The sequence below is a fragment of the Streptomyces sp. NBC_01335 genome, from assembly GCF_035953295.1.
Classification (GTDB): Bacteria; Actinomycetota; Actinomycetes; order Streptomycetales; family Streptomycetaceae; genus Streptomyces.
On record NZ_CP108370.1, the window covers coordinates 7,185,543 to 7,199,472 of the forward strand.

Below are 13,930 nucleotides of genomic sequence, written 5' to 3' on the forward strand. Positions count from 1 at the left end.
GCGGGGGTGCGGGCCATACGGTCACGCGCGCGTGAGGTCGTGCGGGCAGGGGGCACCGGCTGCCCCGGACCGACCGGGGCAGCCGGGCGGGGGTCAGCCCTTGAGGCCGCCCGCGGTGAGGCCGCCCATGATGTTCCGCTGGAACACCAGGAAGATGAGCAGCGTCGGCAGGGAAGCGATGGTGAGGGCGGCGATCAGCACGTTCTCCGGTACACCGGTGGAGAGCGAGTAGATGCCGACGTTCAGGGTCTGCATGGCCGGATCGGGCAGGGTGAGCATCGGCCAGAGGAAGTCCTTCCACACCCCGACCACCGCGAAGATGGAGACCACCCCGAGGATCGGCCGGGAGATGGGGAGGACGATCGAGCGCAGGGTGCGCAGCGGGGAGGCCCCGTCCATCGACGCGGCGTCCAGCAGCTCCTTCGGTATGGAGTCGAAGAACCGCTTCAGCAGGAAGATGTTGAAGGCGTTGGTCACCGACGGGAGCCAGATCGCCCACGGCGAGTTCAGCAGGTTGCGCTCCACCAGGGGGACGTCCAGCACCGTGAGGTACTGCGGGACGACCAGCACCGTCGCCGGGATCATGAGGGTGGCGAGCATCATGCCGAGGATCGCCTTGCCGAAGACGGGCCGCAGCCGGGAGAGCGAGTAGGCCGCCGCGACGTCCAGCACGAGCTGGAAGGCCAGCGCCCCGAACGCGTAGTACAGGGTGTTGAAGAGAAGGCGGGAGAGGTCCATCACCTCCCAGGCGCGCGAGTAGTTGGAGGGGGTCAGCGTCGACGGGAAGAACGTCGGCGGCGACTGGACCGCCTCCTGCGTGGACTTGAGCCCGCCGGACACCATCCAGTACAGCGGTCCGAGGAAGACCAGCGTGAACAGGATCATGACGAGGCCGAAGACCACCCAGTAGACGGCTTTGCCCCGGGGCCGGGCCAGTTGGGCCGGCGAGATGAGCGTGCGTGTGGACATCTGTCGTTTCCCCCGGGTCCTACTCGTCCTCGGCGCGGCTGAGCCTCACGTACACGGCCGACACTCCGGCGAGCAGTACGAGGAGGACCAGGCCGAGCGCCGCCGCGGCGCCGTAGTTGTTGAAGTTGAAGGCGTATTGGTAGATCAGGTAGACGACCGTGGTCGTCGACCCTTCGGGGCCCGCGCCGCCGGTGAGCAGGAAGGGCTCGACGAACACCTGCATGGTCGCGATGACCTGCATGAGCAGCAGCAGCGACAGGATGAGCCGGGTCTGCGGGATGGTGACGTGCCAGATCTTGCGCAGCAGCCCGGCGCCGTCCAGCTCGGAGGCCTCGTACAGCTCGCCCGGGATGCCCTGGAGCGCGGCGAGGTAGATGAGCGTCGCACCGCCCATGTTCATCCAGGTCGCCGCGACCACGACCGAGAGCATCGAGGTGCTCGGGTCCTGGAGCCACTGCTGGGCGGGTATCCCGAAGAAGTCGAGGAGCTGGTTGAGCAGGCCGTACCCGGGGTCGTAGAGGTACTTGAAGAGCAGCACCGAGGCGACCGGCGGGAGCATGACGGGGAGGTACACGAGGAGCCGCAGGTAGCCCTGCGCGTGCCGGAACTCGTTGAGCACCACCGCGACCACGAACGGGACGGCGAAGCCCAGGACCAGCGCGAGCACGGTGAAGAGCAGGGTGTTGCGCCAGGCCTGCCAGAACGCCGGGTCGTTGAAGACGGTGTTCAGATTGTCCAGGCCCGCCCAGGTGGTCTGGCCGTCCTCGGTCTTCTGGAACGCGAGCAGGAACTCCCGCACCATGGGGTACCAGGAGAAGAGGCCGAAACAGATCACGGCGCCGATCAGGAAGCCGTGGGCGGTGAGGTTGCGGCGCAGGGCGCGGGCGAAGGCGCCGGCGGGCTTCGGGCCCTCGCCGTGGTGCCGGGACGGGCGGGGCGTCTTCGCCGCCGTCTTGGGGATGGTGGGGGCCGACATCGTCGCCGCCTCCTCGGTGCAGTGGTGCCGGAACGCGGTCCGGGCGCGGACGGGGTGCGGGGGCCGGCCGGGCCGGCCCCCCGTGCCCGGGTTACTGGGTGGCCAGGACCTGGTTGACCTGCTTCTCCGCGTCGGAGAGCAGCTTGTCGACGTCGGCGTTCTTGTTGGTGAGGAGGCCGGACATCACGTTGTCCAGGACCTTGTAGACCTCCTGGGCCTTCGGCGGCTCGGCCTTGCCCGCCACCGGGTTGTCCACGAAGGTCTTGAAGTTGGCGACCGGCATGGTGGCGAACTGGGTGCGCGCGGCGTCGTCCTCGGTCTTCGACTGGTTCAGCCAGAAGTTGGGCTGCGGGACGCCGACGGGCAGCTTGTCGGCCTTGGTGCGGCTCCAGTCGAACTGGCCCTTGCCGACGCTCAGGTTCTTGAAGTTCAGCCAGGCGATGGCGGCCTTGATCTTGTCGGCCGAAATCCCCTTCTTGATCATGTAGTTGTTGCCGCCGGCCAGGGTGTTCTTCTCGCCGGGGATCGGCCCCATCCCGAAGTTCTCGTAACTGGCGCCGAGTTGCTGCACCATGTACGCGATGTCGTCGGGCGCGGCGAGGAACATGCCCAGCTTGTCGGTGGCGATCTGCTTCTGCAGGTCGCCCCACTTCAGCAGCTGCGTCTTGCCCATGCTGTCGTCGTCCCACCGCATGGCCTTGATGTTCTCGGCGACCTGCTTGCCCAGGTCGTTGTTGAACGCAGCCTTGGTGCCGCTCGCGTCGACGACCTCGCCGCCGACGCTGTACATCTGCGCGGTGAAGTGCCAGCCGCCCGTGTTGCCCGCGCTGTACTCGCCGAAGCCCGAGATGCCCTTGCCCAGGTCCGCGATCTTCTTCGCGGCGGTACGGACCTCGGCCCAGGTGCGCGGCGGGGCGTCGGGGTCCAGGCCGGCCTGCTGGAAGAGCTTGCGGTTGACGAGCAGGCCCATGGTGTAGTTGCTGGTGGGCAGCCCGTACAGCTTGCCGTCCTGCTTCAGCGAGTTGAGGACGTTCGGGTCGATGTCGGCCAGCCGGGGCACGCTCTTGTCGGTGACGTACGCGGTGATGTCCTCGGCGCCGTCGTTGTCGAGCACCTGCGGCAGGTCGGTGAAGTACGTGTAGAACACGTCCGGCTGCGACTTCGCCTTCAGCATGGCCGTGAAGCGCGGGGGTTCCAGACACTGGCCGGCGGTGGACCGACCCTCGATGGTGACGTTCGGGTAGGTCTTGTTGAACTCGGCGACGTCCTCCTTCCACTCCTTCAGCTCGGCCGCCTTCGCCGTGGGCGGCATGCAGTCGATGGTGATCGTCACCTTGGTCTTCGGGTCCAGCGGGGCGGCGGGGTCGGCCGACGCGCTGCCGCCGTCTTTCTCATCGCTGTCGTTGTCGCTGCTGCTGCTCGTGCCGCAGGCCGCGAGCGCGGTGAGCGCCAGCGCGGAGACAAGGGCGACCGCGCCTGCGCGGCTTCGACGGCGGAACGCGGCTCTACTCATGGGTGGTCCCCCTCGGGCATGTGCGTGGACTTCGCCCCACCGCCGATGCGTTGTGGGGCGCCGCACACTCAACCACCGGGAACAGAAGGGCGCAATATCTAGCGCCGATCTCGTAATTGTTTGACAGATGAATGAATGGGGCGGGGCGGATCATGGGTCGCCCCGTACGGGACCCGCCGGCCGCGGTCACGGCTCCCCGCCCCGACGCAGAACGCCGCAGACCCCCGCCCCGGGGAGGGGGACGGGGGTCTGCGGCGTCGGTGGGGTGCGGTCCGGGCGCGGCGCGGCGCCTCGCTGCGGCGTCGGCGGCCTCGGCGGGGTGCGGTCCTACCTCGGTGCCTGGGCCGTCGAGCCGCGCACCACCAGCTCGGGCTCGAAGAGCAGCTCGCCCGGGTGCACCTCGCCGCCCTGGATCTGGGCGCACAGCAGCTCGACGACCGCGCGGCCCATCGCCTCGATGGGCTGGCGCACGGTGGTGAGCGGCGGCTCCGTGCAGTTCATGAACGCGGAGTCGTCGTACCCCACCACCGACACCCCGTCCGGTACGGAGATCCCGCGCCGGCGTGCCGCCCGCACCGCGCCGAGGGCCAGCGGGTCGCTCGCGCAGATGATGCCGGTGGCGCCCCGGTCCAGCAGCCGCGAGGCGGCCGCCTGCCCGCCCTCCAGGGAGAACATGGTCCGCTCGACGAACTCCGCCGTCAGCTCACCCCCGTTGGCCAGCGCGGCGGTCCGGGCGGCCGCCAGCTTGCGCCGCGAGGGGATGTGGTCGGCCGGGCCCACCACCAGGCCGATCCTCTCGTGGCCCAGAGAGGCGAGATGGCGCCACGCCTGCTCGACGGCGACCCCGTCGTCGCACGAGATGCAGGGGAAGTCGAGGTTCTCTATGGGGGCGTTGATGAGGACCACCGGGATCTTCCGCTCCGCGAGCCGCCGGTAGTGCGCGTGCTCCGCGTCCGCCTGGGCGAAGAGCCCGCCGGCGAAGACCACCCCGGAGACCTGCTGCTGGAGCAGCAGGTCCACGTAGTCCGCCTCGGATACACCCCCCTTGGTCTGGGTGCAGAGCACCGGCGTGAGGCCCTGCTGTGCGAGCGCGCCGCCGATGACCTCCGCGAAGGCCGGGAAGATCGGGTTCTGGAGCTCGGGCAGGACCAGGCCGACCAGCCGCGCCCGTTCGCCCCGCAGCTGGCTCGGCCGCTCGTAGCCGAGCACGTCCAGTGCGGTGAGCACCGACTGCCGGGTCGCCTGGGAGACCCCGGGCTTGCCGTTGAGGACCCGGCTGACCGTGGCCTCGCTGACACCCACCTTCTTTGCTACTTGAGCAAGTCTTCGCGTCATGGACGCAAGACTAACGCAAGCTGCGCAAGCAGCTTGCGTCGGTCGTGAGCGCCTTCGTGGCGGCCGTCGTGGCGGTGCGCTCGCCCCGCCACGACGGCCGCCCTACCCCTTACCCACTCCCTCAGGGATTGATGTTGATCTTGAAGGTGGACGTGGTGTTCCGCGTGTCCACCGCGTTGTTGGAGAACCTCAGGCCGTTGAAGGTGACCTCACCGACCGCGGGACCCTGCCCCGACTCCGGCAGTTCGTTCGCCCAGAGACCGAAGCCGGACTTCGCGTCGAAGGCGTCCCCGCTCTTGCGGGCGCCCGAGATCGAGATGTCCGTGAAGATCGTGTCCTTGATCGGGAACTGCGGCTGTCCGCCCACGTAGTTGGTCTGGAACATCACCCCGCTGTAGGTCGGGTCGACGATGTCCACGTGGCTGACCCTGATGCCCTGGAACACCTTCGAGGCGGAGAACACCCAGATGGCCGGGAAGGTCTGGGACCCCCAGAAGTGGCCACCGGCCCGGACCAGGGAGATGTTCTCCAGGGCGGTGGGCCCGGTGCCGAAGCCGTTCATCGGGTACCCGAAGTCCAGCGAGGAGATGGTGATGCCCGCGTAGACGAGGGTGTCCGCGACCCGGAGGTTGCGGAAGGTGTTGTCGTAACCGCCGTACACGGCGATGCCCGCCGCCCGCCAGGTGAGGAGCGAGGTCAGGTTCTCGAAGACGTTGTTCTTCATGTCCGCCCCGCCGGCGTCGATCGCCGAGAAGAGCGCGAAGCTGTCGTCACCGGTGGCCCGGGACTCGTTGTTGGACACGAGGTTGTCCGTCGAACCGTTGGTCATGTTGATGCCGTCGGCGAAGGTGTCCCGGATGCGGGAGTTCCTGATGGTCATCCGGTCCGTGTTGGCGCCCCAGTACATGCACACCATGTGCTCGACCCAGACGTCGTCGATCACGATGTCGGAGACGCCCGCGAAGTCGAACACCTTCCCCGGACCGTCGATCCGCGAGGTGTAGTTGCCGAAGTAGGCGAAGCCCGAGAACGACGACCCGTTCGCCGTCGCGTCCGCGCGGAACCCGATGTCGGTGTTCTCCTGCCCTGCCGGTCCCTGGAACCTGGTGAACCAGGGACCCGCGCCGACCACCTTCACGGCCTTCCCGTACACCTGGAACTTGGACGAGGTCTGGTAGTCGCCCGTCGGCAGGTAGACGCCGACCAGCTTGCCGGTGGTGTCCATCCGCACCCGGTCCAGGGCGTTCTGGACGTCCTGGTGGGTGAATCCGGCCGGCACCGCGTACGCCGCCGGGTCGGGGTTGGCGACGGCCGTGGCCTGCTCCAGGCTGACGAAGTCGATCGCGTACGTGGAGGTGTTCGCGGCGTCCTTCTGCAGCCGGATCCTGGCTCCCGCCGGCACGGTCTCGCCGAGCAGCAGGTGCGCCTCGTCGTAGATGTGCCGGGGCCCGCCCGCCGAGGGGGAGTTGCCGGGCCCGGCCTCGGCGCCGTACAGCCAGGCGTACCTGGAGGTCAGCGGGAGCGCCTTCTTCAGGACACCGTTCACGTAGACGTCGATCGTGGAGTCGATGCCCCCGCCGCCCGGGGCGTCCGGGATGGAGAACCGGGTCACCAGCGTGTTGGTGGCAGCCCGGGTGGTGAACTCGACGTACTCGCCGGTCGCGTCCAGGTTCACGGCCTTGCGGCCGGACGCCTCACCGGCGATGTCGCCCACCGTGCGGTTGGGGCCGACCACCTGTGCGCCGCCCCCGGTGGTGGCGTCCTCCGCCTCGTACGTGTCGTACGGCATGTCGGCGCCGCGGCCGACGAACAGCGACTGGGTGGAGACGTTGTTCGTCCGCTTCACCGGCAGCTCGTTGGCGTCGTCGGCGAGCGTCACCTTCACGGTGTACGACCCGTCGGCCGCCGTCCACGGCCCGAGCTTCACCGATGCCGCGGTCGTTCCGGCCGCGATGGTCCCGGTGAACGCGCCCGTCAGGGTCTTCACGGTCGTGTTGTTGGAGTCGACCACGGCGAGGGTCACTCCGTGGCTGCCGCTCGCCGAGGCGATCGAACCCTGGTTCTTGATCGCCACGTCGAAGGTCACCGCGTCACCGGCCGAGGGGCTGGAGGGCGAGGTGTTCACCGAGGCGACCAGGTCGGAGCTGGAGACCGGCTTCACCACGAGGGGATCGGTGCGGTTGTAGGTGTTGTTCGACTCGTTCTGCTCGATCACCTCGCCCGCCGGGTCCACGACCGCGCCCAGCGGGTAACTCCCCGCCTCCCGCGTGCCGACGGAGGCGCTGACCGTGGTCTGCGCCCCTGCCGCCAGAGCGCCCACCGAGGCGGTGGCGACCTTGGAACCGCCCAGCAGCAGGTCCACCTTGGTGGCGGCCGACGCGACCGCGCCGCTGTTGCGGACGGTGGCCCCGAGGGTGATCGTGTCCGACTCCACCGGTGCGGAGGGCGAGGCCGTCACGCCGGTGACTTCGAGGTCCGGGTTCGGCGCCGGAACCCCGATCACCTGGAACTCGGCCACCTGGCCGGCCGACGAACCCGAGTTGGCCGTGAACTTCAGCTGTACGTCGGCGACGCGGCCGGAGACGGGGACGGTGACGCTGTTCCCGCCCGCCGGGTCGAAGGAGTAACTCTTCGCCGCGACCAGGCTGGTGAAGGAGCTCGCGCTCTGCTCCCGCCCGAGCACCTCGATGGTCTGCGTACGCGCCCCCCACGCGCTGTCCGGGTTGAGCTTCAGCACCAGCGAGCTCAGGTCGGCGTTGGAACCCAGCTGCACGGTCAGGGTGTTGGGGTAGCTTCCCCCGGCCCCTTCCCAGTAGGTCGTCACGCTGTTGTCGTTCGCGTTCGCCGCCACGTAGGTGTGCACGTAGGACGAGGCGGTGATCGGCTTGGACACCGCGAGGTTGGAGCCGGAGGTGCCGGAGCCGTTGCGGGTCACCGCATTGCTCGCGGTGGACTGGTTGCCCGCCGCGTCCTTCGCCCGGACCACGTAGGTGACCGTGGCCGAGGCGGGCTGCGTGTCGGTGTACGTGGTCACCGAACCGCCGACGCTGCCCCGCAGGGTGTTGTTGGCGTAGATGTCGTAGCCGGTGACGCCGGTGTTGTCGGTGGAGGCGTTCCAGGCCAGCTTGATCTGGCCGCTCGCCGGCTCGGTGAGCGTCAACCCGGAGGGGGCCGTCGGCGCCGTGGTGTCCCCGCCGCTCGCCTGCCGGGTGACGGTGTTGCTGTTCCCCGACTGGTTCCCGGCCGCGTCCTTGGCCCGTACGTAGTACGCGACGGTCTGGTTCGCGGGACGGCTGTCGGTGAACGTCGTCACCCCGCCCGCGACGCTGGTCAGCAGGGTGTTGTTGGCGTAGATGTCGTAGCCGGTGACGCCGGTGTTGTCGGTGGAGGCGTTCCAGGCCAGCCTGATCTGACCGCTCGCCGGCTCGGTGAAGGCGAGGCCGGTCGGCGCGGACGGCGCCTGGGTGTCACCCGTCTCGGGGCCGTAGACCTCGAACTCGGAGAGCTGTCCCGCGGGTTGCACACTGTTCGCGGTGAACAGGGCTCGGACGTAACGGGTGGTGGTCGCGTCGAAGGAGATGGTGACCGTCTGACCTCCCGCACTGTCGAAGGAGTACGCCTGCGAGGCGGTGAGGTCGGTGAAGACCGAGTTGTTCGTGCTGCCCTGGATCTTCAGCGTCTGGCTGCGCGCCCCCCAGCTGTCCGGCAGCTTCAGGACCACCCGGTCGACCCGCACGGCGGAGCCGAGGTCGGCCTGGATCCACTGCGGGAAGGCGTTGTTGGAGCTCTCCCAGTACGTCGACTTGTTGCCGTCGTTGGCGTTGGACGCCGGGTAGACGTCCGTGTGGCTGCTCTCGGTCAGGGTGCGCCCGCTCGCCAGGTTCACCGAGGACGCGGCGGCCACCTTCACCTCCAGCTCGGAGAGCTGGGCGGCCTCGGCCACGGAGTTGTCCGTGACGGCGATCCGTACGTAACGAGCCTTGGTGGCCGGGTAGTTCACCGTGACCGCGTTGGCCTGCCCCGGGCTGAAGGCGTACGTCGCCGAACTCTTCAGCGTGGTGAAGCTCGTGCCGTCGACGCTGCCCTGGACGGCGAGGGTCTGCGTGCGGCTCGCCCACCCGGCCGGGAGTTTCAGTACCACCCCGTCGGTCCGGACGGTGGACCCCAGGTCGGTCTGCACCCACTGGGGCTGGTCACTTTTCGCGCTCTGCCAGTAGCTGCCCTGGTCGCCGTCGGTGACGCCGGCGGCGGTGTTCCCGGCCCGCGCGCTGCTCGCCCTGGCCGGCAGGCCCGAGGCCGCGTTCGGCCCCGCTGCCGCCGCGGCGGTCAGCGCGGGCCATCCGACGGTCAGCAGGCTGGTGACGACCACTGCGGACAGACCGCGTGCTCTCCAGCGTTTCGCTCTCATGGATCCCCGATCCCTCGGCCTCACCCCTGACGGAGGCGAGGCGCGGCTCAGTCGATGTGCAGGGAGGATTGGATTTATGCGTCAAGCACTACATCTTTTGCGAGGAGCGGTCAGAGGGTTGCAGATATCTGGAGGCTCGTCTACCGGTCGCGTAGGTACCAATTGCGTCGCCTGAGTGTCGGGATGCGTCAACACCCTTTCCCAGCAGGGGCTTTCGTGAGAGCTGTCGGGAAATGCAAGTTCGCCGCAAGGGATGGAAGCCCGTTGCGTTTTTGCGCAAGGCGGCGGGGGTGGCGGACACGCCGATGCCCCGGACCGCCGCGCGCTAGGAGCGCGGCGGTCCGGGGCATCGGTCAGAGCGGGTACGGGGGGAGGGAGCGGGCGCCCCCGGCGTCACCAGTCGTGGACGGTGCCGTCCTGGAGGCGGTTGACCGGCAGATACGAGGGCTCGTACGGGTGTGCCGCGGCCAGTTCCTCGTCGAGCTCCACGCCGATGCCGGGGGCCTCGCCCGGGTGCAGGTGCCCGTCGGTGAACGTGTAGGCGTGCCGGAACACCTCTTCGGTGAGCGCCGAGTGCCCGGAGTACTCCTGGATGCCGAAGTTGTGTACGGCGAGGTCCAGGTGGACCGCCGCGGCCAGGCCCACCGGAGAGATGTCCTCGGGCCCGTGCGTCGCGGCCTTGACCTGGTACTGCGCGGCGAAGTCGAAGAGCTTCCGCAGCGGGGTGACCCCGCCGAAGTGGGTGACCGCCGACCGCGCGTAGTCGATCAGCCGCTCGGTGATCAGCGCCTGGTAGTCGTGGACGGTGTTGAAGACCTCGCCCACCGCGAGCGGCGTGGTCGTGTGGTGGCGGATCAGGCGGAACGCGTCCTGGTTCTCCGCGGGCGTGCAGTCCTCCAGCCAGAACGGGCGGTACGGCTCCAGGTCCTTGCCGAGCCGCGCGGCCTGGATCGGGGTGAGCCGGTGGTGGGCGTCGTGGAGCAGCGGCAGTTCGGCGCCGAACTCCGCCCGTACCGCCTCGAAGACCGCCGGGACGTGCCGCAGGTAGGCGTCGGTGTCCCAGTCCTCGACCAGCGGCCTGGCCCGCTGGTGGAGCACGGCGGCGCCGCTCTCGTCCGTGGTGTGCACCCCGTACACCGCCTTCAGCCCCGGCACGCCGGTCTGGATGCGGACCGCCCGGTACCCCTCGGCGAGGCGGGCCCGGACGGAGTCGAGCAGCTCGGGGATGCCGGCGCCGTTGGCGTGGCCGTAGGTGCGGACGCGGTCACGGCTCGCGCCGCCGAGGAGCTGGTAGAGCGGGAGTCCGGCGGCCTTGGCCTTGATGTCCCAGAGCGCCACGTCCACGGCGGCTATCGCGGCCATGGTGACCGGCCCGCGCCGCCAGTAGGCGCCCCGGTACAGGTACTGCCAGGTGTCCTCGACGCGGTGCGGGTCGAGCCCGACGAGCAACGGCAGCACATGGTCCTGCAGGTAGCCGACGACGGCGAGCTCCCTGCCGTTGAGCGTGGCGTCGCCGAGCCCGGTGAGCCCTTCGTCGGTCGTCAGCTTCAGTGTGACGAAGTTGCGTCCGGGACTGGTGACGATCAACTTCGCGTCGACGATCTTCATGCGCGTGCTCTTTCCGGTGCTGGGCAGGGCTGTGCGATACCGGGCGGGGCCGTCGGTGACGGCCTGCCCTGCCCGGTATTCCATCAGTCCCGTCGCCGGCGCTCCGCCCGGGCCTCCTCTCCCGTACGCGTGCGTGGTGGCCGGGCCCGTCACGGCCCGGCCACCACGCCGTGGTTCACCCCGTGTACTGCGCGAACACGCGGGTGTAGTCCCACGCCTGCTGGCTGACGTCCGAGCAGGTGTCCGCGCCGCCGCCGGTGCACGGCCGGTCACGGTTGACCGACCAGAAGGTCAGCCGTGCCAGGTGGTGCTGCTGGGCGTACGCGAGGATGGTGCGGAAGTCGTCCACCGTCACCGTCTCGTTGTCGTCGGTGAGACCGTTCATGGACGAGATGCCGATCGACCGGTACGTCTGGTCGTCGGTGTACCCGTAGGCGCTCTTCACCGCGTTCTTCAGGCCCTCGGCGGCCTGCTTGGTGAGGTTGCCCATGTTCTGGCCGGCGCCGCCGAAGTCGAACGGCATGATCGTCCAGCTGTCGACGGTCAGCCCCGAGGAGGCGGCCCGGTTGATCAGCGAACTGTCGGGACCGCTCTGGCCGGTGCCGAAGGTGACGTACACCTTGATGCCCGGGTTGTTGGCCTTCACGGTCTTCAGCGCGTCCACCGTGCGCTGCTGCACGGTGGCGTTGCTGTAGGCGTCCGCCTCGATGTCGATGTCGATCGCCTTGAGGCCGTACGCGTTGATGACCTTCTGGTACGCGGCGGCCAGCTCACCCGCGCTGGAGCATGAGCTCTCCAGCTTGTTGCCGCTCCAGCCGCCGAACGACGGGATGACGTCGCCGCCCGCCGCGCGCACGGTGTTGACCGTCTGCTGGTCGACCCCGCCGGTCAGGGCCCGCGAACCGTCCCACTGCGGGTTGCAGTAGCCGTTGCTCAGGACGAACGCCAGGGTGAACCACTTCACCCCGGTCGCGTTCATCACGGTCGTCGGACTCGGCGGACTGCCCCACCCGTTGTAGAGGTACGGGGCCACCGCCATGGTCCCGCCCGGTGCCGGCGTGCCGCCGCCCGAGGGGGTCGTCCACTTCTGGTTGGCCGTGCCGGAGCAGGTCCAGAGCTGGAGCCGGGTGCCGTTCGCCGAGGAGTTGCCAGTGGCGTCCACGCACTTGTCCGCCTGCGGGTTCACGATGTCGCGTGCCGCGGAGACGGACCACTTCTGGTTGGCGCTGCCCGCGCAGTCCCAGAGCTGGAGCTGGGAACCGTCGGCGGTGCCGTTGTCCTTGATGTCGAGGCACTTGCCCAGCGCCCGGACGGTGCCGTCGCTGTTGACGCTCCACTGCTGGGCGGCGGAGCCGTTGCAGTCGTACAGCTGGACGGCGGTGCCGTTGGCCGTCGCCGCACCGGCGACATCGACGCACTTGCCGCCGATGCCGGTGATCGCGCCGGTCGCGGTCACCGCCGCCTGCGCGGTGGCCGGCAGCGAGACGAGGGACGCCCCCGCCGCGAGGAGGAGCGCCGAGGGCAGCGCCAGGGACCGGCCCCAGCGGCGGCGGGCGCCTGCGAGCGCGCTCACGCGGCGTTCACCGTCCACTTCTGGTTGGCCGTGCCGGAGCAGGTCCAGAGCTGGAGCCGGGTGCCGTTCGCCGAGGAGTTGCCGGTGGCGTCCATGCACTTGTTCGACTGGATGCCGACGATGTCCTTGGCCGCGGGGGTCGCCCATTTCTGTGCGGCGCTTCCGTTGCAGTCCCAGAGCTGGAGCAGGGTGCCGTCCGCGGTGCCGGCGTCCTTGGCGTCGAGGCACTTGCCGAGGGCGCGGATGGTGCCGTCGGAGTTGACCGCCCACTTCTGGGCGGCGGAACCGTTGCAGTCGTACAGCTGCACGGCGGTGCCGTTCGCGGTGGCGGCGCTCGCCACGTCGACGCACTTGCCGCCGATGCCCGTGATCGAACCACCGGAGGCCGGGGGAGGAGTCGTGCCGGTGTCACTGGTGGTGACGTGCACGTAGTCGACGACGAGCTGGCTCGGGAACGGCGTGGAGCCGTCGGGGTCGCCGGGCCAGTAGCCGCCGACCGCGAGGTTCAGGATGATGAAGAAGGGCTTGTTGAACACCCAGCTGTTGCCGCCCACGTCGGCGGGGGTGCGCGTCTGGTAGACGTTCCCGTCGACCGACCAGGTGAGGGAGTTGGGGGCCCAGTCGACCGCGAAGGTGTGGAACGCGTCGGCGAGGGCCTGACCGCCCGGCAGGGTGTAGCCCGCGCCGATGCCCGCGGAGCCGGAGTACCCGGGGCCGTGGATGGTGCCGTGCACCGAGCCGGGCTCGTAACCGACGTTCTCCATGATGTCGATCTCACCGCTGTTGGGCCAGCCGACGCTGCCCAGGTCCGCGCCGAGCATCCAGAACGCCGGCCACATGCCCTGCCCGCGCGGGATCTTCATCCGGGTCTCGACGTGCCCGTACGTCGAGGTGAACTTGCCGGAGGTGTTCAGCCGTGCCGAGGTGTACTGGCACGTGCCGTACCAGCACTGGTAGTTGGCGGGGTTCTCCTTGCGGGCGGTGATGACCAGGTTGCCCTGGCCGTCCAGCCGGGCGTTGTTCGCGCCCGACGTGTAGTACTGCCGCTCGTGGTTGCTGACGTTGTCGCCGGTCTCCGTCTGCCACTTGCTCGCGTCGGGCGCCGAGCCGGCCGTGCCGTTGAAGTCGTCGGAGAAGGTCGTGGTCGCGGCGGCCGCGGTGGCGGCGCTCCGGGCGGTCACGGGTGCCGCGCCCGCCGGTACGGCGGTGAGCAGGCCGGAACAGCAGAGGAGGGACGCGACACAGAGCGCCAGCCGGCGCTTTCTGGGGGTTCGCACCATCATCACTTCGCTTCGTGTGGGGGTTGCCCGGTCGGGGATCTTTCGGGCGGGGGCTTCGGCCCTCGACCAAAATATGGTCATGGGCATGACAGGTTGCAGCGCGAACCGGCACCCGAGGGGGCGATGCCGGTCGTTAATTCACTACTTGATTTAAGTGAGGGGGAGAGGGGGCGTCAAGGTGCTGGTACAGACCTTCTGTTGGCGACGGGGGAGGGGTGCGCGGGCGACTCGTTTCACGTCTTGAACGAGTGCCGGTCTCCGCCGTCGG

General features: G+C 69.3%; 8 protein-coding genes. All 8 read right to left on the minus strand.

Going from position 1 to position 13,930, the window contains the following annotated elements:
- Window positions 1-93: 93 nt before the first annotated feature.
- Complete coding sequence (locus OG599_RS30625) at window positions 94-969, minus strand: carbohydrate ABC transporter permease (RefSeq protein ID WP_327179216.1); 876 nt, start codon at window positions 967-969, stop codon at window positions 94-96.
- 19 nt (window positions 970-988) lie between these two features.
- On the minus strand, window positions 989-1,945 hold the full coding sequence (locus OG599_RS30630; protein WP_327179217.1) for a carbohydrate ABC transporter permease: 957 nt from the start codon (window positions 1,943-1,945) through the stop codon (window positions 989-991).
- A 91-nt stretch (window positions 1,946-2,036) separates the two neighbouring features.
- Window positions 2,037-3,458: an extracellular solute-binding protein gene (locus tag OG599_RS30635; RefSeq protein WP_327179218.1), complete on the minus strand. Its 1,422-nt coding sequence runs from the start codon at window positions 3,456-3,458 to the stop codon at window positions 2,037-2,039.
- Between the two features lie 327 nt (window positions 3,459-3,785).
- Window positions 3,786-4,793, minus strand: coding sequence for a LacI family DNA-binding transcriptional regulator (locus tag OG599_RS30640; protein WP_327179219.1), 1,008 nt, complete (start codon window positions 4,791-4,793; stop codon window positions 3,786-3,788).
- Window positions 4,794-4,914: 121 nt separating this feature from the next.
- Window positions 4,915-9,201 carry a discoidin domain-containing protein gene (locus OG599_RS30645; protein WP_327179220.1) on the minus strand — a complete coding sequence of 1,429 codons (4,287 nt, stop codon included), beginning with the start codon at window positions 9,199-9,201 and terminating at the stop codon, window positions 4,915-4,917.
- A gap of 393 nt (window positions 9,202-9,594) precedes the next feature.
- Entirely contained in the window at window positions 9,595-10,809 is a 1,215-nt protein-coding gene (gene manD / locus OG599_RS30650) for a D-mannonate dehydratase ManD (protein ID WP_327179221.1), read from the minus strand.
- A 175-nt stretch (window positions 10,810-10,984) separates the two neighbouring features.
- On the minus strand, window positions 10,985-12,340 hold the full coding sequence (locus OG599_RS30655) for a ricin-type beta-trefoil lectin domain protein (protein WP_442809723.1): 1,356 nt from the start codon (window positions 12,338-12,340) through the stop codon (window positions 10,985-10,987).
- Between the two features lie 38 nt (window positions 12,341-12,378).
- Window positions 12,379-13,596 carry a family 16 glycosylhydrolase gene (locus OG599_RS30660; RefSeq protein ID WP_327180249.1) on the minus strand — a complete coding sequence of 406 codons (1,218 nt, stop codon included), beginning with the start codon at window positions 13,594-13,596 and terminating at the stop codon, window positions 12,379-12,381.
- Window positions 13,597-13,930 lie beyond the last annotated feature (334 nt).

Bases quoted from the DNA above. Each gene is read 5' to 3' on its own strand.
- OG599_RS30625 (WP_327179216.1), bottom strand. From the start codon at position 969: ATGTCCACACGCACGCTCATCTCGCCGGCCCAACTGGCCCGGCCCCGG.
- OG599_RS30630 (WP_327179217.1), bottom strand. From the start codon at position 1,945: ATGTCGGCCCCCACCATCCCCAAGACGGCGGCGAAGACGCCCCGCCCG.
- OG599_RS30635 (WP_327179218.1), bottom strand. From the start codon at position 3,458: ATGAGTAGAGCCGCGTTCCGCCGTCGAAGCCGCGCAGGCGCGGTCGCC.
- OG599_RS30640 (WP_327179219.1), bottom strand. From the start codon at position 4,793: ATGACGCGAAGACTTGCTCAAGTAGCAAAGAAGGTGGGTGTCAGCGAG.
- OG599_RS30645 (WP_327179220.1), bottom strand. From the start codon at position 9,201: ATGAGAGCGAAACGCTGGAGAGCACGCGGTCTGTCCGCAGTGGTCGTC.
- manD (WP_327179221.1), bottom strand. From the start codon at position 10,809: ATGAAGATCGTCGACGCGAAGTTGATCGTCACCAGTCCCGGACGCAAC.